This is a genomic window from Sphaerisporangium rhizosphaerae (assembly GCF_042665155.1).
Lineage (GTDB): Bacteria > Actinomycetota > Actinomycetes > Streptosporangiales > Streptosporangiaceae > Sphaerisporangium > Sphaerisporangium rhizosphaerae.
This window is the reverse complement of sequence record NZ_JBHTCG010000034.1, coordinates 37516-63957: the sequence shown is the minus strand read 5'-3', so window position 1 is coordinate 63957 and position 26442 is coordinate 37516. Positions and strand designations below refer to the sequence as shown.

The window sequence follows — 26442 nt, the reverse complement described above, 5'->3', positions numbered from 1 at the left end:
ACCGCCTGTCGTCAAACGATCGTTTGACGACAGCGAGTCGGCGCGGCCCATGAACCCGTGCGATCCGGGGGTTCGGGGCGGCGCGAATCCAATCAGATCCGATGATGATTGCTGACAGGGTTTGATGACAGATAAGGTCCGATCCTCCGTACGGAAGGGCCCCTCGGTGGCGAACCTGGTCTACAAGCGGGTCTCGACCGACCAGCAGTCGACGGCCCGGCAGAACCTCGTCCTGGACGAGGCCGGCATCGAGGACCCGGTCGTCTTCGAAGAGGACCCCGGCACATCTAGCCGCCTCCACCCGCTCCAGCGGCCGAAGTTCCGCGAACTGCTCACCTACGCGCGGCCGGGCGACACCGTGCACATCTCCGAGATGTTCCGCCTCGTACGTGGCACCGGCCACATCCTCGACGTGCTCGACGTCCTCCACCGCGAGCAGGTGGCCCTTCGCATCCACGACGGCGCGTTCTCCGCGATGGACCTCACCGCCCGACACCCGCGCACCGGCGAGCTGCTGTCCACCGTGAAGTTCATGGTGCAGACCCTCGCCGCCGCCGGCGAACTCCAACGCGACCTCCAGCGCGAGCTGACGTACGACGGGCTGCGCGCCGCCGAAGCCAAGGGCGCGAAGGGCGGGCGCCGCCCCGCCGTGGCGGCCACGAAAACCGACGATGTGCGCACCGCCTACCTGGGAGGCCGGTCCATCGCCGCCCTGGCCCGTGACCACGGCGTCAGCCGCGGCGCAATCCGTACCGCCGTAGCCGACCTCCTGCCCGACCACACCGTCAGCGAGGAGGACCCGCCCGCCCCGGAGCCGGCGGTCACCCTCGACATGCCGGGCAAGGTCGCCGACTACCTCCGCACCACCGAGCTGAAGCCCGCCGAGCGCGCCGCGCTCGACCAGGGAGCGACCGTACGGCGCGGTCAGGGCTACACCCTGCGCGTCAGCGCCGTCCCCGCCGTACACCGCCAACTCCTCGCCCGCTGCCAGGCGCTCGACGGCGGCCAGGACCTCCCCGCAGTCCCGGCCCAGCGCAAGGCCCGCCGAGAGTACGAGAACCGGGTCAGCGCGCTCACGCCCGGGCCATGATCGTTCTCAGCGCCGACCGCTGTACCGATGTTCCCCCGAGGCCGGAAGAGACCGGACCGGCCAGGGGTTCTCGAGGACCGTCATCGCCGAAGGCGGGGAGGTTAACCGGTCGGATGCCCGGGTGACCACGGTCACGCGTTCGGCTTGTCGCCCCTGTTGGAGGCCTTGACGTCGAAAAGGTCGAGGGTGTGGAGTCCCACCGCCGACGCGACGGCGTCAGCGGTGGTGCGACGGCATGTGCCTCGTTTGAGCAGGCCGTCGATGCACTGCCTGGTGAGGGCCGCGCGGCGAGCGAACTCCGCCACGCTGCCGGCCGCCTCTCCGCACATCAGCAGGCGCAGAAGCTCCGCGCTCCGCAGGTGCATTTGCGGCTTGCCCGCCATCGCCGACCTCTCTAATGGAGCGTTCCATCATCAGATTCTGCTGACAAGTTGGCTACGGCTTGCACTGTAATCGTTCGGGGAGACAGGCGCAGGAAGAACCGGAAAGGTTCCCCGCGAACCCTCTGACGTGCGTGATCGCGGTGTTAGGCGTGCCCGAAGGGTGCCGGCGGCCGGCGAGGCCGGCCACCGGCCAGGGCGGGGAATTCAAGATGTAGCCGACGTGCGCCGGCGACTGGCGCGCCCCCTGGAGGCCGCGCCCTGGCTCCGGATGCCGGATCCGCGCCGCATCCTTTCGCCAGGGCACGGCTGAGCCGCGGACGGTACGGCGCTCGAGAGCGCCGCCACGGAAGGCACCTATAGGTGGTTCGGTAGCACGCGCATCATAATGTCATCAGCTTTTGATGACGATCGATACGCACGACACCGCCGCGAACGACTCAAGGCCGCGCTCCGACTGGAGCCCGTCTCTGCGCGGGTACTGGTCACGGCGTACCCGCCGGAGACCTCGCGGACTCCGCGCCGGCCTGATGACCGGCGTCCGGTGCCGGGTCAGCCGCAGGGGGAGGCCACGACGACGGCGCCTCCGCAGGTGCCCCCGCAGGTGCCCCCGCAGGCGCCCACCGGGGCAATTCCGGAGTCGACGACGACCACGCTGCTGGGCAGGTAGCCACCGCCGACGTAGCCGGGCAGGTAGCCGCCGCCCCAGTAACCGCCCCACGGGCGGCCCCAGTGGCCCCAGCCGGGACGACCCCAGCCGCCGTGGCCCCAGCCACCGCCGTGGCCCCAGCCGCCGCCGTTCCCCCAGCCGCCGCCATTGCCCCAGCCGCCGCCGTTGCCCCAGCCCGCGTGGGCGGATGCCGTGACCGGGTGGGCCGGGGTGGCCGCCTCGGCCGAGGCCGCCGCCGGCACCGCGACGGCGAGCGCGGCGCAGGCGGAGCTGACCAGAAGTAGTCGGCGAATCATGCGAAACCTCCTGTACAGACGGAGTCACTGACTGTGACTGCTGTCACGCTACCCAGCCGTTGATCATGCTTTTGGACTCCGGCGGGTCAAGGCATCGCAATCAGGTGGCACGGGGCGCGGCCGGGGCTCATGCAGGTCATCGCCCGGGCCGCAGGACGGTCCAGGGCCCGACGGAGTGGCCGGGCACGGCGGGCCGTCCCTCGTCCGCGACGGCCGTGCACCAGACGCGCCTGGTGGCGTCGGCCGCTGTCCGCCACGCTCCAGTGACGGCGTCCTGCCGGGAATCGCGCACGATGTCCCGGATCGGGCGGCCCTCGTCGCGCCGATGGGGTGCCGTCGCGCGGGTGGCACCGCAATCGCCTCCCTGCGGTCGGCCGCCGCCGCGCGAGTCGGCGGCCGGACGCCGCCGCAGGTCCCGGAATCGTCGACGTTCGGGCTGGTCACCGGCTGGTTAACCGCGCTCGGCATTCCCCTGGGTAAGGAACTCTCCCACCTTGGGTGAACGCCCCGCTGCCGGCGGACCATGGCCACTACCTTCGGTCCTCGTTCGATCACGAAACGTACTCAGGGGGTTTCATGCGTTCTTCTCGCAGCATCGGCGGCATCCTGGCTCTGGCGGCCGTCACCGCCGGCGGCGTCTGGCTGGGGGTGGGCACCGCCATGGCGGACGTGCCCGGTGACGACCCGGTGCCCTCCTCCCAGCAGCAGCCGGCCACCACGCCCAAGGCCGGGGACCCGCAGACGGCCGACAAGCCGTCCGCCGCCACTCCTGAGGCCAGCGAGGCGAAGACCGCCGAGCAGCCGTCCAAGCAGGCCTCCGAGCAGCCGTCCGAGACCGCTGTCGCGCCGGCGACCGAGACTGCTGTCGCGCCGGCGGGCGAGCAGGCCGTCGTCCAGGCCCCCGAGGCGGTCAAGCAGAGCGCCCGAGGCGCCGCGATGGGCATCGAGCAGGCCGGGGCGGGCCCCGCCGACATCGCGGTCCTCATCCCGGCTCCCGCCTCCGACCCCACCCCGGACCTTCCGGGCGTGGCCGTCGAGGGTGACCTCTCGCCCGTTCCCAGCGAGGGCAGCACGCCTGCGAAGGCCGCTCCGGAGACCGCGACCACCAAGACCGACGCTCCGGTCGCCTCCTCCAAGACCGACGCCCCGGCCGCCTCGACCAAGACCGACGCCCCGGTCGCCTCTTCCAAGGACGCCGCCGGGACGGCGGACGCCGCGACGCAGGCGCCCTCGGCGGACACCGTGGCGGTGGCCCCGGGCCTCTGACCTTCCGGTCCTCGGACATCACCTGCCACCTGGCGTGCGGGCCGTGACTTCCACAGTCACGGCCCGCACGCTTTTGCGCGCCCTCGACCGTCCAGGCCGTCGACGCCTCCCCGGAGCGGTCGCGATACCCTCACCGGCCGCCTCGGCCCGCACGCCGTTCGTGCGGATGACCGGATCGGGCGTGTCCCCGGGGCTACGGCGGCCCTGTGGCGGGCGGTGAGCCCCTCGGGGATGTTCCAATGTCGACGACGTCGAGTACGTCGGCCAGCAGGCGCAGCGCGTCGAGCTCGGGAGCCAAGGCGGGCACCAACGGCGGCAGCCGGTCGACGACAGGACATTCCCGAGCAGATCCGGATGGACGAGGTGCTCGGGCCAGGGCACCGGCTCGGCAGGGCAAGGCGTTCGACAAGCTGTATTCACGGGTGGAGTAGCTCCGCACGCTGTAGGGGCTGTGCTGAAGTTTTCACGGCTGTCGTGGGGGTTCCCTCCTGGACTGTCTGGTGACGTTGACGCACGGGGGAGCGCGTGAAATAAGGACGGCGGATGTGGCCGAGCTCCGTGAGGAAGCGCCGCTGTCCCGAGCGGCGATCACCGCCGTCGCGCCGGCGTTCCTCCTGGGTCATGCTCGGCAGGTGGTGGCCTTGATCGAGGGGACATGATGCGTCGACTTCGCACGGCTGTTGCACTTACCGGCATCGCCACCGGACTGCTGATGGGCCTGGGGATCCCGGCCCAGGCCGCCGCGCCCGCGGATCGCTCCGCCGTCACCAAAGTCGCAGCTCTCGGCTGGTGGCGGTTCGGCGTGTACTACACCTTGGACGCCTGCCAGTATTTCGGCAACAGCCTGACCCAGAGCCCTCAGTTCTCGTCGTACTACTGCAGTCAGACGGTGTGGGACACCGTCGATCAGAGGTATTACTGGGGCCTGTGGGTCTACCAGGTCTCCTAGCCGACACCGGCCGAGATCGTCACCCGCACACGCGGGGAAACACGTGAAGGTCCTGGAGGGCATCGCGGCCGGCGAGCACACCGAACGGTCTTTCCTCCTCGACCTCGCGCTCGCCCGGGCCGAAGACCGGCGCCGCGACATCGTCAAGAAGACCCTCAACGGCCTGGAAGCCGCCCGCCGCCAGGGCAAGGTCGGCGGGCATCGCGGCGATGGCTTCGGCGCCGGGTCTGACGTACCGCATGGCGGTGCGGGGATAGCGGTGGCGGGTCTTGCCCATGATGCGCTGTAGCGGTACCTCGGCGTCGCCCAGGTGGATCCCGGCGCTGTGTCGCAGCTGGTGCAGATCGAGGCCGGCGCCTCGGTCACGCCGGTACCCCGCCGCGCCTCGCGGCTGACCGCGTCGGCGCGGTCGTTTGGGGGCGACCGGGGGGCGCTGTGGTCGCAGGCCGCCGAGTTGTGTCGCGCCTCAGGTGGCGCGGCCTGTGAAGGCGATGAGGCGGTCCATCGCAGGTGCGTTCCCGCTGATCGGGATCGCGGGGTCGAAGCCAACGCGCTCGCGCTGCTCGGGCGTGATGATCTGTTCGGCGAGGCCGAGGACGTAGGTGGCGACCTCGTCGGACACGGCCACCTTCTGCCCCGTGGCTGAGGCGAAGTCCCACGCGTGCACGAGGAACTCCACCGACAGGATGCTCGCTGCGATGGTTGCCGGCAGCTCCTGCGGTCCGGCCTGCACCGTGCCCTCGATGCCTCGTTCCATCCAGGTCTCCATCGCCTGCTGTGCCGCGCCGGCGATCCGTGACTCGAGGTCACCGGCTGACGCGGGCACGAGCGTGCTGCCGGCGAGGCTGGTCAGCGAGGTCAGCGAACCCAGCAGGTGCGCCTCGAGCCGGCCCACCGTGAAGTCGGTGCACGGCGTTGACTTGCCGAGGTCGTCCTCGCTTATGCCGCGCAGCACGTGCTGCAGCACGGCGAGCGTGGCGTTGGCGGAGGTGAGTGGGTTGAGGTCCGCCGGGGCGGCGGCCCACTCGTCGGGACCCGCGTCGCCGGTGACGGCGGCGCGCTCCAGCCGCTGGAAGAAGTGGGTCCAGCCTTCCAGGACGTCCTGAACCTGGTCCTCCGGAAGGCCCTGGTGGATCAGGCGTACGAGGGTGCCGCCTTCGGCGGGCTCGATCGTGATGGTCACCGTGTCCGTGCGGGGCCGGCCCGACTGCTCCAAGCCGAAGCCGAGCATGATCCGCCGGCCGGGGTCGACCTCGGTGACCGTGCCGGCCGCGACGGCCATGGGGGTGAGGGTCCAGCGGAACTCCCCGCCCGCACGCAGGTCCACCCGGGCGGAGATGGCGAGCCAGCGGCGCAGGCGGTCGGGCTGGGTGATGAGCGCGAAGGCCTCGTCGGCGGAGACGGGCAGTAGCGCGGTCTTCTCGATGGTCATGAGCCATGCTCCTCGGGGTGCGTGGTGGCCCTCTTGGCGGCCTCGTCCGCCAAGAGATCGAGCTCGGTGCTCCAGAAGCGGTCGATCTCGGCACGCAGCTGGGTGATGCCGGCGGGTACGACGCTGTAGAGGCGCCGCCGACCGTCCTTGCGGGCGGTCACAAGACCGGCGTCGGCCAGCACCGCAAGGTGCTGGGAGATCGCCGGCCGGGTCACCGTGAACTGCTCGGCCAGCTCGCTGACCGTCCGCGGACCTGTCGCCAGCAGCTGCAGCAGGCGTCGCCGGGTCGGCTCGGCTGCTGCGGAGAGGGCGTCGATCACTCGAAATACGTTAGCGTAGGCTTACGCGTTTTCGCAAAGGGCCGCCGTGGCCACCGTCCGGGACCGTGGCAGCGGCCCCGCCATCCTGATCGGATCCTCCGGTCACGGTGGGGAGACCGGGGCGTCGGTCGGCGTTCGTCCGGTTCCCGGATTACGGGTGATCATGAGCAATTCGGCGGGTGCAACAGCCTGGCCGAGGACTGTATGGCGACCCGATGGTATGGCGGAATCCGCTGCACTTCTCTGCCGGCTCCGTCTGCCCGGTGCTCGCTTCTCCCGGATACGACGAGGCGGATTACCATCGCGATTACGACGGCTTTCCGCGTGATGCGCGCACGCTTACGTGAAGAGTCCGTCTGGTCTGAACGTGGTCAGGGTCGTGCCGATCGTCTAGACTTCTCGAATGTGCAACTCACCTTAAGATCGTGCGCTCATCGATGAGCGTGGACGTTCATCCGTTGCGCGCGGCTCAGTGCCGGTGAGGAGACAGTTATGATCGTCGTTGGAATATCCGCGCTGTTCCACGACTCGGCCTGTGCGGTGCTGGTGGACGGCGAATTGGTCGCGGCGGCGCACGAGGAACGATTCACGCGGCGGCGGTTCGACCGGTCGATGCCGGTGAACGCATTTCGCGCCTGCTTGGGATACGTCGGTTTGAATATCACCGATATCGACTACGTCGCTTATTATGAAGATCCCGTGGAGAAGCTGGCACGCCAACTGTGGATGGGTCTCCCGGGAGCGGCGGCGACACCGGCTCTCGAACTGGATTGGACCGGAGGCGGCCTTCCGCGGGTGCAGGAGACGCGTCTTCTCCAACTCGACGCGACGCGCCCGTACCGGGAGATCCGTGAGCTCCTCGGTTACGAAGGCCCGATCGTGACGGTCCGGCATCACGAGGCGCACGCCGCCAGCGCCTTCTACTGCTCCGGCTTCACCGACTCGGCCCTCTTCACCGCCGACGCGGTGGGCGAATGGGCGACGACGAGCTATGGGCGGGCGGACGCCGAGAAGCTCGAGCTCGTCGAGGAGGTCCGGTTTCCCCATTCCATCGGGCTCCTGTACAGCACGATCACCTCGTATCTCGGCTTCGAGGTCAACAGCGACGAGTACAAGGTGATGGCGCTGGCCTCGGCCGGCGAGCCCCGGTATGCCGGCGAGCTGGGAGAGCTGGTGCGCGACCTGCCGGGCGGCCAATTCGAGCTCAACTTGAAATACTTCGACTTCGGCGGTGGCGACCGCATGTACGCGTCATCTCTGCCGGACCTTTTCGGTCTGCCGCCGCGGCGAAGTGGTGACGATATTCTTTCCGTCCACGAGGACGTGGCGAGCAGCCTGCAGATCGTCATGGAGGATCTGCTGCTCAGCAAGATCGGATACCTGCATGATCTGGTGGGCGGCGACCGCCTGAGTTACGCCGGTGGTGTCGCGCTGAACTGTGTGGCCAACAGCCGTATTCGACAGAATGGTCCGTACCGAGATATTTTCATCCAGCCCGCCGCCGGTGACGCTGGCGGTGCCATCGGAGCAGCGGCGCTGGCACATCACCGAATGGCCGGTACGTTGGTCCGCAGGCGGCTCATGGACGCGCGGCTCGGCCCCGCCTACGACGTGGACCATGTTCGTGACTGCCTCGACGCCGCGGGCGTCACCTATCAGGATTTCAGCGGCAGGGTAACCGACCTGCTGCGGACGACGGCGCACCTCATCGCCCGCGGTTCGGTGGTCGGATGGTTCCAGGGGCGGATGGAATTCGGGCCGAGGGCGCTGGGGGCACGCTCGATCCTCGCCGACCCCCGGGACGAGGCGATGCGAGATCACATAAACGCCCTTGTCAAGAAGCGCGAGAGTTTCCGGCCGTTCGCCCCTGCGGTTCCGGCGGAGCGATGCGCGGAGTTCTTCGACTTCGATGCCGAGTCGCCTTTCATGTTGGAGACGGCCCAGGTCCGGGATGCGCAGAAGTTGCCGGCGATAACGCACGTCGACGGCTCGGCGCGGTTGCAGACCGTCGACCGCTCCGTGGACGCGCGATTCCATGGCCTGCTCAGCGAGTTCGGCAGGATCTCCGGTTATCCGATTCTGCTGAACACCTCCTTCAATATGCGCGGGGAGCCCATCGTCTGCGATCCGGGCGACGCGCTGGCCTGCTTCGTCCGATGCCGGCTCGACGCGCTCGTATTGGGCGATCTGATCGTCCTGCGTGAGGACATCCCCCCGAGCTGGGCCGTGGCGGAGGCCGTGGTGCCGTATCAGCCGCCGAGCGTCAGCAGCGATCTCTACACGTTCTTCTAGGAGGCAGTCGGCGTGGAACCTGAACAGGCGTCGGCCGAGGCCGCCGCCCGCCTCGCTCAGTTGCTGGCCGACACTCGGGGCGCCGAGATCATGGCCGAGTGGCAGAAGCTCGGCGTTCGAGCGGCCGAGCCCGCATCTGAGGCGACCGGCCCGTCGTCCGCGGACCGAGATCTCGAGATCGGAATATGGCGGGCCGAGCGTACCGGCGACGGTGTCGAGTTGCGGCGTCGCGACGACGCGACGGACGCGATGATGTGGGCGGATGCCGGCGATGTCTCCACGCCTGGCGGCGCTCGACGCGTCGTGCTGGTAGGGGAGTCCGCCGCGCGCGGCTGGCTGCTGGATCCCGTGTACAACCCGGTGGGTGTGCTACGCCGTCATCTGGACGCCGCGGCGCCGGGCGGATACCAGTGCGTCGATCTGGCGAAGAGCGGGGCCGACCTGGCCACGTTGGAGGGCATCGTCCGGCGCCTTCCGGTCATCGAACCCGATGTGGTGATTCTGTTCGCGGGCAACAACTTCGCCTTTCCGCCGCTGGACGACTCCTACCGCGATCTGCTGGCAGAAGCCCTCCGGACGGGCGGATACCCGCAGATGCTGCGACGCTTCGTCGACGCGGTGGTGCTGCCGCGAACGGAGCGCTTCCTGGAACACGTCGGCGCACTCCAGCGCGATCGCGGCATAGAAGTCGTGGTCGTGGTGCCTCAGGCCAACGTGCGCGGATGGGCGGCGGCCCCGCATATCGACGTGCCGGCGCTGCCGGGCGCCACGCTGGCGAAGTGGTACAAGCTCCGCGGCGAAGCGATGAGCGCCCGGGCCGAGGCGCGGTGGGAACACGTGCGCGCGCTCGCCGCGGAGATGTCCGAGCTGGACGGAGGTACCAGTCCCGTTTCCTGGCGGCTGCAAGGCCGGGCGGCGGAGGCGCTGGGAGACGGCCGGGCGGCTCGTGAGCTTCTCCAGATGTCCCGGGATGCGGTCTCCGGCCTTCTCGTCGACCATGTCACGAGCATCCTCACCGAGGTGCGCCAGGCGCAGATCGCGTTCGCCCAGCGCCATGGGATGCGGTACATCGATCTGGGCGAAGTCCTTGCCTCTCCGGATCTACCTGATCTCCCGGACCCCGAGTTCTTCTTCGACAACTGCCACATGACCGACGAGGGGATCGAGCGGGCCATGTGCCGGGTGGCGGATGCCGTGCTCGGCATACCGGTCGGGACCACGAAACCGGGCGAAGGGGCGGCCGCGTCCGTACGTGCGGTAGCGCATTCGCTCGCCGCGGCCGTTTGCGCCTTCCGCAACCAATCCGCGCAAGTCGTACGGGTGCAACTGCGCCGGGCGCTCGACGCGGACGCGGAGGTCTCCTCCCGGTTCATCACGTCGTTTCTCGATGCCCTGGAAAGCCCCGGTCCCAAGTGGATCAGTCGGTCTCTCGGACATCTGCTGGAGACTCCACAGGCCATGCTGCTCTGCCTGCAACTGGCCCGGACCCGCCATCACGCCGTCGGATTCTGGACGTTCCGAGAATGCGCGCAGGAAATGCTGCACCGGTTTCCCGCCCGGCATCAGTGCGGCTGGACGAGGAAGGACCTGCTGGCGACCGCGGACGGCCGCGGCCTGCGGACCCCGAGCTTCGCACCCGGTAAGGCCTACCTCGAGGCGACGACACAGCGCACGCGGCTCGCGTTCGCGCTGGGGGAAGCGCGATCGGGTGTGCTTCGTCTCACCTATCGCCTTCCCGGCGGCGGATCCGCCGGGGGAGAGCGGACGCCGCCGGCGATGCTCACGGTGAACGACATCCGGCTGGGTGCCCTTTCGCCCGTCTCGGAATGGACGACGACGGCCGTCGAGGTTCCCGCTGCGGCGACCCGGCCCGGAGTGAACTGGGTGGAAATCGAGTGGCCTGTCCCGGACGAGGGCGATGCGGGCCGGTCGGCGGCGGATGCGGCGGCGTTGGCGCGAAGGATGTTCCCGCGAGTGCTGCCGACGTTCGGAGAGCTGTTCTGGGCTTCACTGGACTGCGGAGAAGGACGACAGACGCCGGCGCCGCACACGGAGAGTCCGATGGCCTCCCGGAACGACACATCGAGGCACTGGCGTCCGGCCCCGTGACAAGGTCGTGCGCTCGGTCCGGTTCACGCGGCAGCGCAGACATGAATACCGTTGCCGGTGGCCGGGCCCGGATGTGGTGTTCGCCGGCCCTTGCTAACCATCGGCGTCGCGTCGCGACCTCCGTGCCGCGACGGCCGCGGGATGCTCGGTGATCAGGTACCGGGCCAGGCTCCGCAACGTGGGATGGTCGAAGATGATCCCCGGGTCCGCGTCGGCGCCGTACAGTTCGTCGACCTCCGCCATGAGGCGCACGAGGGCGATGGAATCGAAGCCGAGTTTCATGAGGTCGGCGTCGATGTCGACCTCATGGGGATCGACCAGCAGGAAGCCGCCTGCCGCCGTCCGCAGGTCCTGCTCGACCACCTCGAAAGAGGCCTCGTCGGCGGCGTCAGGCAGGGGGTCGGTGATCGCGTCCTTCCCTGTGAGCGGAGCCGCGGGGTCCTCGACGATCTCCGCCGAGGCGGCCGTCGGCGGCGCCAACGGCGGGGCGTCCGCGGACGTACCGGGCGTCAGGCCGGAAGGGTGCGGTGCGGCGGCCGGTACAGGACCGGCGGGCGCCCAGTAGCGCTTCATGTCGAATGGGTAGGGCGGCAGTTCCACCCGGCGGACCGGCCGACCGGGCCACAAACGGGACCAGTCCACCGGCATGCCCTCCACCCACAGCCGCGCGAGCCGATCCACCCGCAGCTTCTCCATCAGGGCGGCGACGTAGTTCTGATCGTCCTCGTCCTCTGGCCGAGGATCGCCCTGACCGTCATTCGAGGCGGTTCCGCGCACCGCTCGGGCCGAGCGCCCCGTGGTCCCGAACTCCTCCAGGGCGGCGCTCAGCTCGTCGACACGCGAGCAGGTGACGGCGAGCCGCTCCCGCATCTCGCGACGGCCGACCTGCGTGGTGTAGGCGAGGCGCCGCAGCAGGTCCTCGTCATGATCGTCCTCGCCGGCGCGGGAGAGGTCTCGACCGACCGCGGTGGCCAGTGCCCGCAACTGCTCCCCGGTACGGGCCGACAATAGGACCACGTGCTCACGGTGGGGGGTCTGTCCCGAGGCCGCGTCCGTCGCCGGGGCCTCGGTGCGGAACTCCTCCACGATGAGGTGCGCGTTGGCTCCGCCCGCCCCGAAAGAACTCACCCCGGCCCGCAGCAGACCCTCGCCCGGCGCCCGCCACGGCGTCACGTACCGCGGGAAATGCAGTGCGGAGGCCACGGCGGCGATCTTCGGATTCAGTGTGTGGAGTGCCGCGCACGGGGCGATGTGACGGTGCTGCAGTTGCAGCAGGACCTTCGTCAGGCCGGCGATCCCCGCGGCCCCTTCCAGGTGTCCCACGTTCGCCTTCAGGGAGCCGACCGCGCAGGCCTGGTCCCGCGGGCGTCCCGGTTCCAGCGACCGGGCGAGCGCCGCCATCTCCAGCGGGTCGCCCAGCGACGTACCGGTGCCGTGAGCCTCGACGTAGGTGATGTCGCGAGGTCGCAGACCTGCCCGGCCCAGGGCGACGGTCACCAGGTCCGCTTGAACCGCCGGGTTGGGCACGGTGAAACCCGATGTGCGTCCAGCGGTGTTGAGCGCGCCCGCGGTGATCACTCCCCAGACGCGATCGCCGTCGGCCAGCGCCGCGGAGAGAGGCTTGAGCAGCACGGCGCCGACGCCTTCGCCGGGTACGAAGCCGTCCGCGGCGGCGTCGAACACCTTGCAGAAGCGGTCCGAGGACAGCATGGTGGAAGCCGACAGGCCCACCAGATGAGCCGGGTGCAGGATCAGGTTGACGCCACCGGCGATGGCCGCGGAGCACTCGCCCCGGCGCAGGCTCTCGCATGCCAGGTGAATGGCCGTGAGCGACGAGGAGCAGGCGGAGTCGACCGCGAACGACGGTCCGTGGAAGTCGAAGACGTAGGAGACCCGATTGGCGATCGACCAGGGAGCCGAGTTCGCCCCCACCAGCTTTCCGAGCGGCCACTCGGTGGCGCCGAGCTTGCCGTAGGAGCCGCTCATCGTACCGACGAACACCCCGGTGTCCGGCTGGTGGGTGGCGGCGCCCAGCCTTCCGGCCCCTTCCAGTAAGTCCCAGCACGTGTGCAGGAACAGTCGTTCCTGCGGGTCGATGACGGCCGCGTCGCTCGGCAGGATGCCGAAGAACTCCGCGTCGAAGTCCGCCACGCCCTCGATGAATCCGCCCCACCGGCCGTAGGTCGTGTGGAGCCGGCCGCGCCGGGGATCGTGGTGTTCCCGCCAGTCCCAGCGGTCGGGCGGTACCTCGGTGATGCTGACGACGCCGTCTCGGAGGTTGCGCCACAGGGTTGAGATGTCCGGGGCTCCCGGATAGCGCCCGGTGACGGCCACCACCGCGATGGCCCCCTCGGCGTACGACCGCTCCGGGACGGGTCTGTCCGTCTTCTCCTCCATGATCACGCGGCTCGCGGCGGCACCGTCCTGAGTCGGCAGGAGGTCGCTCAGCCGAGATCGCCGTGTGCTGAGGAAGTGGTCGGCGAGCGCGTCGATGGTGTGGTGCTCGAACATCAGGGTCGGCGCCATCTCCCCGAGGTCTCGTTCGAACCTGAGGGTGATGTTCATGCGGGTGATGGAGTCCATGCCCAGTTCGCGCAGCGCGTCCGGGCCGGCCAGCGCACCGGGGTCCAAGCCCAGGACGCCCGCGACGACCTGGCGGACGTAGGACCGGACTGCCGCGCGGGACGGGACGGTCGCCGTGTGCGGGGGCTCGAACTGCATGATGGTCCTTTCGCAGTGTGCTACGGCCGGTCCTTGCGGATGCGCCCGAGTTCGACGACGGTGTCCAGGACGGTCTCGCGGGGCATGCCGAAGTCGACCAGGCAGGCGATCTCGTCGGCCCCGGCGTCGTGCATCTCCCGCATCCTCGACATGACTTCGGACCGGTCACCGATCAGCGAGCGGCCGTGCAGGTGGCGCTGGACGGCGAGGTCGAGGCTCGTGCGGAGTGCTGCCTCGTCCGGCTCGTCCTGCCGGCTCGCACAGTCGGCCAGGCAGGCACGCAACGGCCGCTCCGCCAGACCTCTGATCTCCGCGCCGTCGTCGCCGATCGTGGTGTGCGCCATCACGGCCACCCGGCCGCGGCCCTCGTGGTGCGTGGCGTAGGCGTGGCGGTAGACCGTGACGAGTTCGGCGAGCCGCTCGCCCGGGAACGCCCCGTAGCCGGTCAGCAGCCCCGCTCCTGCCGCACCGGCGTAGGCGAAGGTGTCCGGGTCGCCCGCAGTTGTGATCCAGTACGGAAGCCGGGGCTGCACCGGCCGAGGGTAGGTGCGCACCTCGTACTCGGTGTCGTCGGGCCCGGTCCTGGTGACTTCTCGGCCGCTCCACAGGTCCTGGACGATGCGCAGGTTGCGCAGTGCCCGGTCGGCGTGTTCGGCGAACGCGTCCGGAGCCGTGACGGAGTCGCGCGGGTTCCCGTCGGTCGCCGTGGAGATCTCGACGCGGCCGTTCGAGAGGTTGTCGACGACGGCCCACTCCTCCGCCACCCGCAGCGGGTCGTGGAGGGGCGGCATCACGCTGCCCGCGCGGATCCGCACCGTGTGGGTGCGCACCGCCAACGCCGCCGCGATCACCGCGGGGTTGGGACGGCCTGCGCCGGAAGGTGTGCGGTGCCGTTCCGGAAGCCACACGAAGTCCAGGCCTGACTCGTCGGCCAGGACGGCCGCGTCCATCAGCAGGCGGTACGCCGAGACGTCCTCTCCCCGCGGACCGCCCTCCGCCGGTGGACCACCGGCCCACTCCTCCAGCGCGGAGCAGAAGTACAGGCCGAGCGCGTGCTCCATCGGTCGCGCGGCGTCCGCGCCACCCTCGCCGTTGGGCCCCATGGGCGAGGACTCCTCTCTGTGATGACCGGCACCGCGCGCGGTGCCCGGCGTCATGGACGGCGCTCTGTGTCGAGAATCTCGGTGGGGAAGGACAGGGGAAGCGCTTCTCCGTTGTGCGTGGCCAGCACGAACTCCCGTTCCCCCAGGCGGCAGGCGCCGTCGCCGGTGGACCGATGGGCGGGCCACTGGTCGGCGGCCAGAAGTCCCCATCCGGTGAACAGGTTGAGCAGGAGCGGGTCGAAGGAGACCCACCGGTCGTCCAGGCGCAGGTCGAGCCAGGAATGGGAGATCGAGTACGGCGCCGACAGGAACAGGCCGAACGAGCGGCGGGCGAGCAGCCCCCGGGATGCCGCCTCCTCCACCAGATGTGCCGCGGCGAGCCTGCAGTCGGCCAGGCCCGTCTCGCGCAGGAAGCCGACGTCCTCACGCAGGCCGTTCGGGAGCAGGTGGAAGCGTACGCCGTCGATCAGGCCGAAGAAGGGGGCCAGGTCCGGGTACGCCCGCGGCTCCCCGGCGGTCACATGCCTCGTCAGGGTCAACGGTCCGCCCCGTGGCGCGCTGACGGCGAGGTTGCCCCGCAGCTCCGTGGACGCCTCGATCGAGCAGGGCTCGTCAGGCGTGCTGTGCCGGCAGTGGGCGTTGATCGTCACTGTGTACGTGGTCGGTCCCGCGTGCGCCGTGGCCCGGATGGCGGCCGCCCATCCGCGCATCACCATGAGCCTGGGCGAGGGAAGCCGCAGGGACAGGGACACGTTGACCAGGTCGAGCTCGTCGTAACGCGTCGCGCCGTCGACCCGCTCGCACGGCATTCCGGCGGAGGTGAGCGCGTCGAGCATTTCGGGGCCGATGCCGTGCCGCCAGGTGGCGTCCTCGCGCGTCGCCACGAACCTGCGGTACCGGCCGGGAACGCGGGCGAGTCGCTCGACGAGGTCGCCCACCGCTGTCCCGGTATGCGCCTCGGGCGGGTTCCCGGGCACGGGAGCCGTCATCACAGCGCACCGCCCGACACGACCGCCGTCCTGCCCGCGAGCGGACCGCCCATCACCGCCTGCCCTCCCGGCCGCCCCTGGCCGTTGTGTATCCCGCGCGGTACGACGCCGCCTGGATCTCGTAGAGCTCCGCATAGCGGCCTCTGCGGTCCATCAGATCCTCGTGCGATCCGCACTCGGTCACTCGAGCCCCGTCCACGACGAGGATGAGGTCGGCCATGCGGACGGTAGAGAAGCGATGGGAGACCAGGATGGTGATCCGGCCCTCCGCCGCGTCCTCGCGCGATCTCGCCACCTGGGTGAAGCGCTCGAAGAGGGCGTGCTCGACCTCGGCGTCCAGCGCGGACGTCGGCTCGTCCAGGACCAGCAGCAGGGGCGATTCCCGCATGAATCCCCGGGCGAGCGCCACTTTCTGCCACTGCCCGTACGACAGGTCGACGCCGTCCTTCCAGGAGGCGCCGAGCTGGGTGTCCATGCCGTGGGCCAGGCCCGCCACGACGTCGTCCAGGCCACCCCGCTCGACGGCCGCCCGGACGACGGCCGGATCGTCCGCCCGCGGCAGATCGCCCACGCCGACCGATTGGCGCACCGGGTACTCGATGCGCAGGAAGTCCTGGAAGGCCCCCGCCACGCGTCGCCGCCACTGGTCGGCGGGGATCCGGTTCAGGTCGACGCCGTCGACACTGATGGTTCCCGATGTCGGGGTGTAGAAGCCGCACAGAAGTTTGACCAGGGTCGACTTGCCGGCGCCGTTCTCCCCGACGAGCGCGACCACTGTGCCCGCCGGCAGGAAGGCGCGGACATCGTCGAGAACCGGTGTCGTGGTGCCCGGGTACCGGAAGCCGACGCCGTCGAGCCGGATGCCCTCGGCCAGCCGTCGGGGAGCCGGGCTGTCGGCGGTGGCGGTGCCCGCCGCGGCGTAGTCCTCCAGCCAGGCCAGCCTGCGGGAGACGTCCAGCCAGATGGAACGGTAGAACTGGGTGTGGTTGACGGTCTGGGCGATGTACTGCGACAGCCGGCTGCCCGCGGTGAGGACCAGCGTGACGGACGCGGCCTCGGAAAGGCCGGCGAACGCCGTCCAGGCGACGGCTCCCACCAGGGCCGCGCCGAACAGCGCCTGGGTGGAGGACTGGCAGAGAGCGGAGATCCATCTCGCCCTGGCCAGCGGAACGTAGCGTCTCATCCAGGCGTCCCTGTGCCGTCCGCGCAGCCACGTCCCGATTCCCGCCACGCGGACTTCCTTGCCCGCCAAAGGCGTGGTCCCCAGGTCGAACAGGTGCCGGGCGAGCCGTTCGTCCTGGGCGGTGGCCTCCTCGGCCTCCTTCTTCACGGCCGCCCGCCTGTGGGTGACGAGTACGTCGGGCACGGCCAGCAGACCGAGCAGCCCCAGCACGGGGTGTACCGACAGAAGCAGGATCAGCGTGAGGATCAGCCGGACGAACGCGCCGACGGTGGCGAACAGTTGCTGGTACAGGAAGCTGAGAGCGCCCGCGTGATTGCGCAGCACCGCCAGGCGGTCCTGGTGGTCGGGGCGTTCGTGGAGCTCCAGTGTCGCCACGGAGGAGTGGAGCCGGGCGACGTGCGACTCGATCACCACGGCCGCCCGGTCGGCGAAGCGCCGGTTGGCGCGGTCGCTCACCACCCCCAGGAGCCAGCTGCCGGCCGCCAGGGCGCCGACCAGACATGCGGCGAGCAGGACGCGGTTCTCGTCACCGGTGACGACCCCGTCCACCACCGCCGCCAGGCCCAGGGCGAACAGGGCGTCGGGGACGGCGGCGGACACCGTGGTCACGAAGGCCACGATGATGAGCCCAGGACCCGCGCGGTATCCCGTCTTCAGCGAGCGGACGATAGAGGCCAGGGAAGGGGGAAGGGCATCACTCGACGACGGCATCTGACCCCTCATGGACGAAACGGGACGCTTGCAGGTCGAACATCTCGCGGTAGCGGCCGTCGAGTGCCATCAGCTCGTCGTGTGTGCCCAATTCGATGACCTTGCCCTTCTCCAGGACGCAGATGCGGTCCGCATGACGCACGGTGGAGAACCGGTGGGAGATCAGCACCGTCGTGCACCCCTGCGTGGCCCGCAGGATCCGAGCGAAGATCTCCGCCTCGCCTCGGACGTCCATCTGCGCGGTGGGCTCGTCGAGGACCACGACATCGGCGCCCTGGCGCACCGCCGCCAGGGCGCGCGCCACCGCGACGCGCTGCCACTGCCCGCCCGAAAGATCCGTCCCGCCGTCGTAGCCGCGGGAGAGGACGGTGTCCAGGTCGCTCACCTGCCCTGCTCCGGCGTCGGCCAGCGCCGCGGCGATCACTTCGTCGGGCGCGCCCAACGGGGCCACGTTCTCCCTCAGCGGCAGCTCGTAGCGGATGAAGTCCTGGAACACGGCGGTGATCCGCCGCCGCCAGGACTCCAGGTCCAGCCCGCGCAGGTCGGCTCCGTCGATCTCCACCGCCCCCCGCGCCGGCGTGTACAGGCCGCACAGCAGCTTGGCCAGCGTGGTCTTGCCCGCGCCGTTGAGCCCGACCACCGCTAGCGAGGCGCCGGCCGGGATCTCCAGGTCGAGCCCGTCGAACACCGGCCCGCCGTCCCCGGGATAGCCGAACCCGACGTCCCGGAAACGGATGGCGGCGCGGACCGCGCCATCCGCCGGCACGGTTCCCGAGCCGATCCGGCCCCTGTCGGCCATCTGCGGTCCCAGGGCCAGCACAGTGGCCGCCGAGTGCGCGGCTTGCGGAAGAGCCCAGTTCAGTCCGCCGAAGGCGAGCGCACTGGAGCCGATGACGGCCTGTGCGAACAGCAGGGTCTGGCCGAGGTCGAGCGCACCGGAAGCGGCGTCCCGCGCCAGTGCCCACAGTGTCACGCCGTTGGCGACCACGAGCAGGGCGACCGCCCAGCGCAGGGGACGCTGGCGCAGCCGGGTCTCCCGCCATCGCAGGTCGACCAGATGGCGGCGGGCGGCGCTGAATTGCCCGACGGTCCATTCGCTCAGGCCGAACAGCCGGATCTCCTTGGCCGCGGGGGCGTCCACGGCCAGCCGATAGGTGTACTCGGCCCTTCGCTGCGCATCGAGCGCCTCACCGGTATGGCGGTCCCAGCGGCTGCTCTCCCGCAGTAGCCAGTGGGTCGCCGCCCAGGCTCCGCCCACGAGCAGTGGCGCCCACCACGCGTACGCGGCGAGCAGCGCGGCCTGCCCCACTCCGGCCACCGCCTCGACCAGACCGCCGGCCACGAACCCCATGGTCAGGTTCATCGGCGGCCCGGCGATGCCCAGGTCGAAGTCACGGGCGCTGGTGAGCTGGTCCGCCATTTCCCTGGACTCCAGGTGCCGCATGCCCGGCGGCCCCGTCGTGGCGATCAGGAGGCGGTCGTGCAGCCAAAGTGCGAGCCGGTCGCCGAGATTGGCGCTTACCTCGGTGTGCAGGGGGGCCAGCGCCTGAAGCGTCACGAACACGACGCCGACCGCGATCAGCGGCGACCACAACGAGGCTCCGTGCTCCACGGCGCCCACCAGGTGGGCCACGGTGACCGTGGCCATGGCCGGTAGCGCTCCGCGCACCACGACAAGTGCCCACCAGGTCGCGCAGAGCCCGCGGGAGGCGCGTGGTAGCACGGCGAAGAACTTCCATTCCTCGCGGGCGCGCAAGCTGCGCAGTACGCCGGCGCGAGGGGCCGCGCGGACCGGATCGTCTCGAAGTGTAGGAGGCATGCGACGTCTTTCTGTGAATCCGGTTCAGGCGCGAATGGCAGAGACCACGAATCCGGTCGTTCCTCCCAGATATTCACCTGCCTCGTGCAGACTTCGGAGTTCTTCCATCCATGAGAGGGCTTGGCGGGCGCCCAACGCCCCGTCTCTGACCAACCGGGCCAAGGGCTGCCGCATGGTGGAGGCGAAGAACGAGTAGTCGTTGAGCACCACGTACGGAGTCACCGTGATGTCCGCGAACCCCGCCTGCCGGAACCGCCGGGGCAGTTGGCGCCCCATCCGGCCCCGGTGTGAGGCGCCGGCGACATAGGCGAGCAGCTTCGCAGTGGTGTCGCCGTCCGGGTGATCAACGAACGTCGTTCCCAGGTCGAACTCGAAGGCCACGACCCGCCCGCCCGGCCGGAGCACACGCGCGACCTCGCCGACCGCCTGCCGCGCGTCGGGGATGTGCAGCAACAGGCTCTGGATGCGGGCGCGGTCGAAATCGCCGTCGTCGAAGGGAAGGTCGGTGGCACTGGCGACGGTCAAAGAGACCGACGCGTCCGCGTCCGCCGCCCGTCTACGCGCCTCCGCGATCATGCTGTGGCTGTGGTCGACCCCTACGACGCGCACTCCCTCGGGCACGCGTGCCGCCATCGTGAGGATGTCGATTCCGGGGCCGCAGCCGATGTCGATCACGGATCGAGCGTCGTCGAGCCGGAGCTGCCGCATGATCATGTCGCCGACCGCGCGCATTCCGGGCGACGCCTTTCCGACGTCCAGTGCCCGGACCAGCGCCGCCGGATCGGCGGCCAGGTCCACATCGGCGAAAGCACGCAGATCCGCGCTGGGCGTTCGCGGGGTCAATGACCCTCCTCTGTCCGAAGGACGCCCGTTCCCCGGTATCCGTTGGCCGGCCGCGCGGACGACGTCGTCAAGCCGGCCACCCGCAGGCGCAGTTCGTCGAGGTACTCGAGGCCACGCAGCACGTGCCGCACCGGGACGCCGAAGTCGATGAGGCAGGCGATCTCGTCCACCCCCATTTCCTGGTAGCCGCGCACGGTGGAAACCGCCTGGTCCACCGAGCCGAAGAGCCCGGCGCCCTGCCGGACGTAACGCTCGTAGGCGGGTCGGACGGCGAGCCTGGCCCTGGCCTCACCCCGCGGCCGGCCCTGTGAGGTGGTGTCGCCGTGGAACAGCCCCAGCGCGCTCATCAGGTAGCGCTCGAGAGGATCCCGCACCTGTTCCTCGGCCGCCGCGAGATCCTCGTCGAGATAGGTGTGGAGCATCAGCACGACGTGCCCGCGGCCGCGGTGCCCGCACGCCGCGTACATGGCGCGATACTCGGCAATACGGGCAGCGAGCTCCGCGGCGCTCTGATTCGCCAGATGGGTGAGGACCCCCACTCCGGCGTGGGCCGCGGCCTTGAGCGTCCCTGGGCTTCCTCCGGTGGAGAACCACATCGGAAGGTCGCCTCGGGACGGCCGGGCCTGCCGCCACAGCCGGCGCAGCCTGTCGGCGTACTCCACGGTCGCGCGCTGGCGGTCCTGGTAGGCGTCGGGTCGGAGCACGAAGTCGCCCTTGTGCCAACCGGAGGCCAGGGACAGCCCGACCCGGCCCCCGGCCAGGGCGTCCACCGCGGCCCAGTCATCGGCGATCCGCGAAACGTGGTGCAACGGAGCCACCACGCTGCCCGCGCGGATGTCAATGCGGCCGGTGACGCTCGCCAGCGCGGCGCTGGTGACCGCGGGGTTCGGATAGATGCCACCGAACCGATGGAAATGCCGCTCTGGCGTCCAAACGGCAGTGAATCCGCGGGCATCGCCGAAGCGGGCGCCTTCGAGCACGAGGCGGTAGCGGTCCTCGGCCGGCAGCTGGGCATCGTTCGAGAAATAAAAAAGACTCAGATCCACGGGACCAGAACTCTTTCCTCGGGCCGGTGAGCCGGCCGCGCGCCGTCGGCGGTCCTACTGCTGTTCTCCCCGTACGGTTCGCGGCTCGCGGGCATGAGCGCCTCCCTTCGCTCGCAGCTCGGCGTCGATGATCGCGCTGATCCCGTCGATGGTGGAGAAGCCCGGACTGTTCAAGGACTCGTCGCTCAGCTCGATGTCGAATTCGTCCTCGATGAACACGATGAGCGACTCCACACCGAGGGAGTCCAGGTAGCCGGCTTGGAAGAGGTGCACCTGCCGGTTGAAGTCGCCGTCATCCTCGGCGACGCGGCCGAGTTCCCTCACGAACTCCTCCAGCCGGTCCGTCACTGACCGGCCCGCGTGGCTCACGGTGTTCACATCTTCTCCTACGGGCTTGGGGGAGGGGCCGCGGCCAACAGTCGCCGGCCGATCTCAGGGAAGCGTTCGGCGTCCACATTCAGGGCGAGTCGGACGTGTCCGGCGTCGTGGAAGACCTCCGACGGCATGGCGAGGAGGTTCTGGCCGGCGAGTCTGGTCGCGAACTCCCAGTCGCCGATTCCGTCGGGGCAGTGGATGTACACGAACGCGGTGGCCTGCCCGGCCACGATGCGGTAGCCGAGTCGCTCCAACTCGGCACGGATCCGGGTCTGATCCCGGCGCAGTGATCCCTGGTCCGGTTCCAGATCCACGATCTGCGGAATCAGCCGCTGCATGAGCGCCGTGGGGGCGCAGGTCCCCGTGGAGCGCATGGCTCGCTCCGCCCGGACCGCCACGTCGTCGTGGTGGCACATGCTGGGACTCAACGCCAGATAACCGGTGCGCTGGCCCTGGAGGGACCATGCCTTTCCGAAGGAGTACACACTCACCGTGTGCGGATACAGCCGCATCGGACTGGTGAACTCCGCATCGCCCCAGACCTGATCACGATGTGCTTCGTCGCTCACGAGCACCGCGTGCCGGCCGAAGCGGGCGGCCGCCGCGCGCAGTACGTCGGCGAGCATCGCCAGTTCCGCGGCGGTGTGCACCACGCCGGTGGGGCAGGCCGGTTGACCGAGGATCAGGCCGGCCGTCCGCGGCCCGATCGAAGCCGCCACCCGCTCCACGGGGATGCGTTTGTCGGAGCCGGACGGCACCAGCGTGATCTTCGCCCCCAGCCGGTGCAGGTAGAGCGGGTAGTCCATCCAGCAGGGCGTCACGATCAGCACCTCGTCACCGGGCCGGAACAGCGCTGTCAGGGCCACGATCAGTGCGGCGGTGGCGCCGGGGGTGAGGAGCACGTCGCGGTGGCCGAGGGGTACGCCGAGCCGGCGCGCCAAGGATGAGGCGACCCTGCGCCGGACGATCGTCCCTCCTCCGAGAGGCGTGTACTGCAAGTCCTGTTGGGGGACGAGCGGCACCAGCCCGCGCAACAGGTCGTAGGCGCGGGTGTCCCGGTCGACGCGGGGGTTGGGGTAGGAAAGGTCGAGCAGCCGTCGTCCCGATCGCCGCACGGTCTCGGCATGGAGTCGCGCGAAGCGTTCCAGCGGCTGAGCGAGGCGTTCCTCCTCGTCGGCCGGCACTAGGGCGCCCCTCCGTCCGGCGGGTGCGGTCCTTGGGCCGGTCCGACCGGGGTATGGGCGGCCGCGTTCGCCCTGGCCGCCATCCGGTCCACCTTGCCCGAGCTCGAGCGGGGCAGCCTGTCGAGGACGGCGAACCGGTGCGGGTGCTGGTGGACCGGCAGCGCCGAACGACAGTAGGAGTCGAGGACCTCGACCGTGAACGATTCGGGGTCATTGGGCACCACCACGGCGGTGATCCTGGTGTCGTCTCCGACCTGCCCGTCGGGGAAGACCACGGCCTCCGCCACGAGTCCGGAGGCGAGCAGTCCGGCCTCGATCTCCATCGGGTTCACCCGGAATCCACGAGACTTGAACTGCTCGTCGCGCCGGCCGACGTAATAGAGGAATCCTTCCTCATCCCTGCGTACGTAGTCGCCTGAATACACCACGTATTCGGGGGCCGAGCCGCGGACGGCGAAGGGATGGGGCCGGAAGACCTTCGCGGTGGCCTCCGGGTCCTTCCAGTAGCCGGCGGCCACGGTGGGGCCCCGATGGACGAGTTCGCCTGTTTCGCCGGGTGCGCAGGGCCGGCCCGCCTCGTCGAGCACCAGGATCTCGGTGTCGGGAATGGCGCGCCCCATGGAGCCGGGGCGGGCGTCGATCAGCTCGGGCGGCAGGTAGGTGGAGCGGAACGCCTCGGTCAGGCCGTACATGAGGTAGACCGATGTCCGAGGGTGGGCGGCCCGGATCCTGGCCAGTGTCTCCGGACGGAGGTGCCCGCCTGTGTTGGTGAGGTATCGCAGATCCGGCAACTCCATGCGGAGGAACGGAGAGGGCGGCCTGACCAGCATCTCCCACAACGGGGGCACTCCGGCCAGCCCGGTGATCCGCGCGGCCTTGAGCGTGCGGCACAGATGCGGGGCGAACGGCGAGCCGTCGATGACCAGTGTTCCGCCCGCCCAGAAGGTGGCCAAGGGCTGGTTCAGGCCGGCGTCAAAGCTCCAGGGGAGCAAGGCCAGGGTCCGGTCGGCCGGAGTGAGGCCGAGGTAGTCGGCCACGATGCGGGCACCGGCGATGAGGTTGGCGTGGGTGACCATCACACCTTTGGGGAGACCTGTCGACCCTGAGGTATAGATCAAGGCGGCCAGATCTCGTCCGATGGGACGACTCGACGCCTCCGCCGACCGGCTCTCCGCGGTCACCGCCTCATCCACCAGGAGGGTGGGGCGCTGGAGGGTGGGACTCATCCGGCTCCTCAGCCGCGTGTCGGTCACCACGAGCCGCGCGCCACTGTGCTGAATGATGTGCTCGATCTGGCGCTCACGCAGCGAACTGTTGACGATGACCGCGACCGCGCCGAAGCGCGTCACCCCGAAGAAACAGGCGAGCATCTCGAACGAGCGCGGCAGGTGGATCGCGACGCGATCGCCCGGCCTGATGCCACGTTGGACGAGCCGACGGCTGAAGTCACAGGCCGATTCGTGCAACCGCCGGTACGTGATCGTCGCCTCGCCGACTTCGACCGCCGTGTCCGTCGCTCTCGTCACGGCCCGGTGGGCGAGGAGATCGCCGAGAGTGAAGATGCTCATCATCCAGTCCGATGCAGCGGCTACCGGTGGGCGATGACATAGTCAACCATCTTTCCGACCGAGCTGAAATTGTCGACTATCAACTCCTCGTCCGGAATGGACAACGAGAATTCGGATTCCAGCCATACCAGGACTTCCAGAATGCTCAGTGAGTCGTACTCGGCGAAGTCGCGTAGATCCTTGTCGATATCAGGATTCTCGACGCTCATGCCGGGAAGAATTCCGGACAGATGAGCGGTCACGGTCTTGATGATTTGTTCACGTTCAGGCATACCGCCCCTCCCGAGGTGCTGTTAGGTGACTGAGGCAGGATTGCAGGTGCGGCGCGCGACCGATTGAAACGATTCGCCAGTGATTTATCATCCTTGCTCTCGTAACGGCTCGCGTCAAGGCTCCGGATCACGTCCGGTCCGGCGAATCGGTAATCTGAACTCGCCGGAGTGGTTCTCGCATGCCGCCACGATGTGGCGTGTCGTCGCAGGTCACGGCCGCGCGATCGCGTACGGCTCCTCTCGGGCCCGCCGCCGGCGCGCCCCGGCCGATGCTTGTGTTCAAGTGAACGGATTGGACGGTTGCACAACGGACGGCAAACCTCCGAACCGCGGAGCATACGTCGGTCCTCGGCCGAGGCGAATACATCCCTTGACTGCGACATTAGGTGCATGTCAACATTCGATGTCTCAAACGATTCGACATCCCCGTCGCCATCCACACGTCGCGGTACCGGCGCTCGTGTATCGGCCGGCCGGCCGTCAACGCAGGGCCACTCAATTGGGAAACGGAGATTCCCGTGCCTGTCGAAAGCGACAGATACCCCTTGTGGGAATTGCTGAACCCGCCCAGCTCCTTCGGCCTGGAAACGGCTACCGCGGTGCGGGCCGAAGGTACCCGGGTTCTTTTCTCGGATGGCGTCTGGAGGCAGTGCGCCACGAGCGGTCTGTGGAACGCGAACCTGGGATACGGGAACCGGAGAATCGCTGAGGAGATCCACAGGGCACTCCTGGACGCTTCGTATCTGACTCTCTTCAGGGGCGGCCACCGGGCGGCCGTGGAGGCGTCGAGAGCACTCCTCGATCTGTTCGGGCCACGTCATTTCGGCCGCATCGTCTTCTCGACGTCGGGTGGCGCCGCCAACGACCTCGCCATGAAGCTGGCCCGCCAGTACTGGGCACTGCAACGTCAGTTCCAACGCAGGATCGTCGTGGGGTTGAAGGGCAGCTACCACGGACTGACGTACGGCAGCCACGCACTGACCGGAACGCCGCTCGGCCAGAGCTACTACGGCGTCGACCGGCGGCACATCCGGCACGTCGGCCACGAAGACCCCGCCGAGCTCGTCGACCTGCTCGGCCGGGAGGGTGAGCGCGTGGCGGCCGTCGTGGTCGAACCGGTGCTCGGTACAGGCGCGTATCCGCTGCCGGCCGAGATGGTCGCCGGCCTGTGCCGGCTGCGGGACGAGTACGGGTTCCTCCTGGTCGCGGATGAGGTCGCGACCGGGTTCGGACGTACCGGGCGATACTTCGCCTCCGAGGCCTGGCCCGGCAGGCCCGACATGCTGTTGGCCTCGAAAGGGATCACGAACGGGACGTGCGCCGTCGCGACGGTCGCGGTCTCCCATCAGATCTGCGAGGTCTTCGAGCGGCGGGACGCCGTGCTGGCCCACGCGGAGACGCAGGCGGGAGTGCCCGCATCCTGCGCGGCGATCCTGGCGACCCTAGAGGAGATGGAGCGGCTGAGGGCGCTCGAGCGCGCCGCGGCCGTCACGCACTGGCTGGACGACCTGCTGGCGGAGCTGGCCGGCCACGTCCTGGTCACCGAGGGCGACGGTGTCGGGTGCTTCCGGGCGCTGCGGCTCGCCGTGGACGGTGAGGAGCTGGCGGCCGAGGCCGTGGCCCTGGTGGCGGCGGAGATCCGCGCGGCGGGCGCCCTGGTGTCAATGGGGCCCGGCTGTGTGCAGCTGGCACCGGCCCTGGTCTACGAGCGTGACGATGTCGAGCGGCTCTCCCGCTCCCTGCACGTCGGCCTGGACCGCGCCGCGGAGGCACTCTCCTCCACCGCCATGCTCGCCCGTCCACTGAGCTGCCGCAGTTCGTGAA

The 26442-nt window shown here is 69.7% G+C and carries 23 protein-coding genes; 8 read left to right on the top strand and 15 right to left on the bottom strand.

What is annotated here, in order from left to right; genetic code table 11:
• The first annotated feature begins 166 nt into the window (after positions 1–166).
• Positions 167–1090, top strand: a complete 924-nt coding sequence (locus ACFQSB_RS33415) for a recombinase family protein (protein ID WP_380830820.1) — start codon at positions 167–169, stop codon at positions 1088–1090.
• A 131-nt stretch (positions 1091–1221) separates the two neighbouring features.
• Here the strand turns inward: ACFQSB_RS33415 and ACFQSB_RS33410 are convergent, their stop codons facing one another.
• A complete protein-coding gene (locus ACFQSB_RS33410) occupies positions 1222–1473 on the bottom strand; it encodes a hypothetical protein (RefSeq protein WP_380830819.1) in 252 nt (83 codons plus the stop codon).
• 549 nt (positions 1474–2022) lie between these two features.
• Positions 2023–2436 carry a hypothetical protein gene (locus ACFQSB_RS33405; RefSeq protein ID WP_380830818.1) on the bottom strand — a complete coding sequence of 138 codons (414 nt, stop codon included), beginning with the start codon at positions 2434–2436 and terminating at the stop codon, positions 2023–2025.
• 576 nt (positions 2437–3012) lie between these two features.
• Here ACFQSB_RS33405 and ACFQSB_RS33400 point away from each other — a divergent pair.
• From ACFQSB_RS33400 to ACFQSB_RS33390, 3 genes are all read left to right on the top strand, one after another.
• Positions 3013–3702: a hypothetical protein gene (locus ACFQSB_RS33400; protein ID WP_380830817.1), complete on the top strand. Its 690-nt coding sequence runs from the start codon at positions 3013–3015 to the stop codon at positions 3700–3702.
• Between the two features lie 655 nt (positions 3703–4357).
• A complete protein-coding gene (locus ACFQSB_RS33395; protein WP_380830816.1) occupies positions 4358–4651 on the top strand; it encodes a hypothetical protein in 294 nt (97 codons plus the stop codon).
• Positions 4652–4694: 43 nt separating this feature from the next.
• On the top strand, positions 4695–4940 hold the full coding sequence (locus ACFQSB_RS33390) for a hypothetical protein (protein ID WP_380830815.1): 246 nt from the start codon (positions 4695–4697) through the stop codon (positions 4938–4940).
• 177 nt (positions 4941–5117) lie between these two features.
• Here ACFQSB_RS33390 and ACFQSB_RS33385 read toward each other — a convergent pair whose 3' ends face one another.
• Positions 5118–6083 (bottom strand): TIGR03086 family metal-binding protein, encoded by a 966-nt coding sequence (locus tag ACFQSB_RS33385; RefSeq protein WP_380830814.1) that lies wholly within the window; start codon positions 6081–6083, stop codon positions 5118–5120.
• Positions 6080–6403: an ArsR/SmtB family transcription factor gene (locus tag ACFQSB_RS33380; RefSeq protein ID WP_380830813.1), complete on the bottom strand. Its 324-nt coding sequence runs from the start codon at positions 6401–6403 to the stop codon at positions 6080–6082. Before ACFQSB_RS33380 ends, ACFQSB_RS33385 begins: the two co-directional genes overlap by 4 nt.
• Positions 6404–6582: 179 nt before the next feature.
• On the opposite strand from ACFQSB_RS33380, the gene ACFQSB_RS33375 reads away from it, so the two are divergent.
• The 3 genes from ACFQSB_RS33375 (at position 6583) to ACFQSB_RS33365 (ending at position 10804) form a co-directional block, all read left to right on the top strand.
• Positions 6583–6750: a WxcM-like domain-containing protein gene (locus ACFQSB_RS33375; RefSeq protein ID WP_380830812.1), complete on the top strand. Its 168-nt coding sequence runs from the start codon at positions 6583–6585 to the stop codon at positions 6748–6750.
• Between the two features lie 145 nt (positions 6751–6895).
• Positions 6896–8695 (top strand): carbamoyltransferase family protein, encoded by a 1800-nt coding sequence (locus tag ACFQSB_RS33370; RefSeq protein ID WP_380830811.1) that lies wholly within the window; start codon positions 6896–6898, stop codon positions 8693–8695.
• Positions 8696–8707: 12 nt separating this feature from the next.
• Positions 8708–10804 carry a hypothetical protein gene (locus ACFQSB_RS33365; protein ID WP_380830810.1) on the top strand — a complete coding sequence of 699 codons (2097 nt, stop codon included), beginning with the start codon at positions 8708–8710 and terminating at the stop codon, positions 10802–10804.
• A 93-nt stretch (positions 10805–10897) separates the two neighbouring features.
• Here the strand turns inward: ACFQSB_RS33365 and ACFQSB_RS33360 are convergent, their stop codons facing one another.
• From ACFQSB_RS33360 to ACFQSB_RS33310, 11 genes are all read right to left on the bottom strand, one after another.
• The gene (locus ACFQSB_RS33360; RefSeq protein ID WP_380830809.1) at positions 10898–13525 is read right to left on the bottom strand and encodes a beta-ketoacyl synthase N-terminal-like domain-containing protein; all 2628 of its coding nucleotides are present in this window, start codon (positions 13523–13525) and stop codon (positions 10898–10900) included.
• A gap of 20 nt (positions 13526–13545) precedes the next feature.
• A complete protein-coding gene (locus ACFQSB_RS33355) occupies positions 13546–14628 on the bottom strand; it encodes a MupA/Atu3671 family FMN-dependent luciferase-like monooxygenase (RefSeq protein WP_380830808.1) in 1083 nt (360 codons plus the stop codon).
• A gap of 50 nt (positions 14629–14678) precedes the next feature.
• The gene (locus ACFQSB_RS33350) at positions 14679–15566 is read right to left on the bottom strand and encodes a transglutaminase domain-containing protein (RefSeq protein WP_380830807.1); all 888 of its coding nucleotides are present in this window, start codon (positions 15564–15566) and stop codon (positions 14679–14681) included.
• Positions 15567–15669: 103 nt separating this feature from the next.
• Positions 15670–17409 (bottom strand): ABC transporter ATP-binding protein, encoded by a 1740-nt coding sequence (locus tag ACFQSB_RS33345; protein ID WP_380830806.1) that lies wholly within the window; start codon positions 17407–17409, stop codon positions 15670–15672.
• Between the two features lie 85 nt (positions 17410–17494).
• The gene (locus ACFQSB_RS33340; RefSeq protein ID WP_380830805.1) at positions 17495–19330 is read right to left on the bottom strand and encodes an ABC transporter ATP-binding protein; all 1836 of its coding nucleotides are present in this window, start codon (positions 19328–19330) and stop codon (positions 17495–17497) included.
• A gap of 24 nt (positions 19331–19354) precedes the next feature.
• Complete coding sequence (locus ACFQSB_RS33335; RefSeq protein WP_380830804.1) at positions 19355–20173, bottom strand: methyltransferase domain-containing protein; 819 nt, start codon at positions 20171–20173, stop codon at positions 19355–19357.
• A complete protein-coding gene (locus ACFQSB_RS33330) occupies positions 20170–21219 on the bottom strand; it encodes a MupA/Atu3671 family FMN-dependent luciferase-like monooxygenase (RefSeq protein WP_380830803.1) in 1050 nt (349 codons plus the stop codon). Before ACFQSB_RS33330 ends, ACFQSB_RS33335 begins: the two co-directional genes overlap by 4 nt.
• Positions 21220–21273: 54 nt before the next feature.
• Positions 21274–21597 (bottom strand): acyl carrier protein, encoded by a 324-nt coding sequence (locus ACFQSB_RS33325; protein ID WP_380830802.1) that lies wholly within the window; start codon positions 21595–21597, stop codon positions 21274–21276.
• An 8-nt stretch (positions 21598–21605) separates the two neighbouring features.
• Positions 21606–22778: an aminotransferase class I/II-fold pyridoxal phosphate-dependent enzyme gene (locus ACFQSB_RS33320; RefSeq protein WP_380830801.1), complete on the bottom strand. Its 1173-nt coding sequence runs from the start codon at positions 22776–22778 to the stop codon at positions 21606–21608.
• Positions 22778–24346 carry an AMP-binding protein gene (locus ACFQSB_RS33315; RefSeq protein ID WP_380830800.1) on the bottom strand — a complete coding sequence of 523 codons (1569 nt, stop codon included), beginning with the start codon at positions 24344–24346 and terminating at the stop codon, positions 22778–22780. The genes ACFQSB_RS33320 and ACFQSB_RS33315 overlap by 1 nt, the downstream gene beginning before the upstream one ends.
• 20 nt (positions 24347–24366) lie before the next feature.
• On the bottom strand, positions 24367–24618 hold the full coding sequence (locus tag ACFQSB_RS33310; protein WP_380830799.1) for an acyl carrier protein: 252 nt from the start codon (positions 24616–24618) through the stop codon (positions 24367–24369).
• A 518-nt stretch (positions 24619–25136) separates the two neighbouring features.
• On the opposite strand from ACFQSB_RS33310, the gene mpaD reads away from it, so the two are divergent.
• Positions 25137–26441, top strand: coding sequence for a daptide-type RiPP biosynthesis aminotransferase (gene mpaD / locus ACFQSB_RS33305; RefSeq protein WP_380830853.1), 1305 nt, complete (start codon positions 25137–25139; stop codon positions 26439–26441).
• The last annotated feature ends 1 nt before the right edge of the window (position 26442 follow it).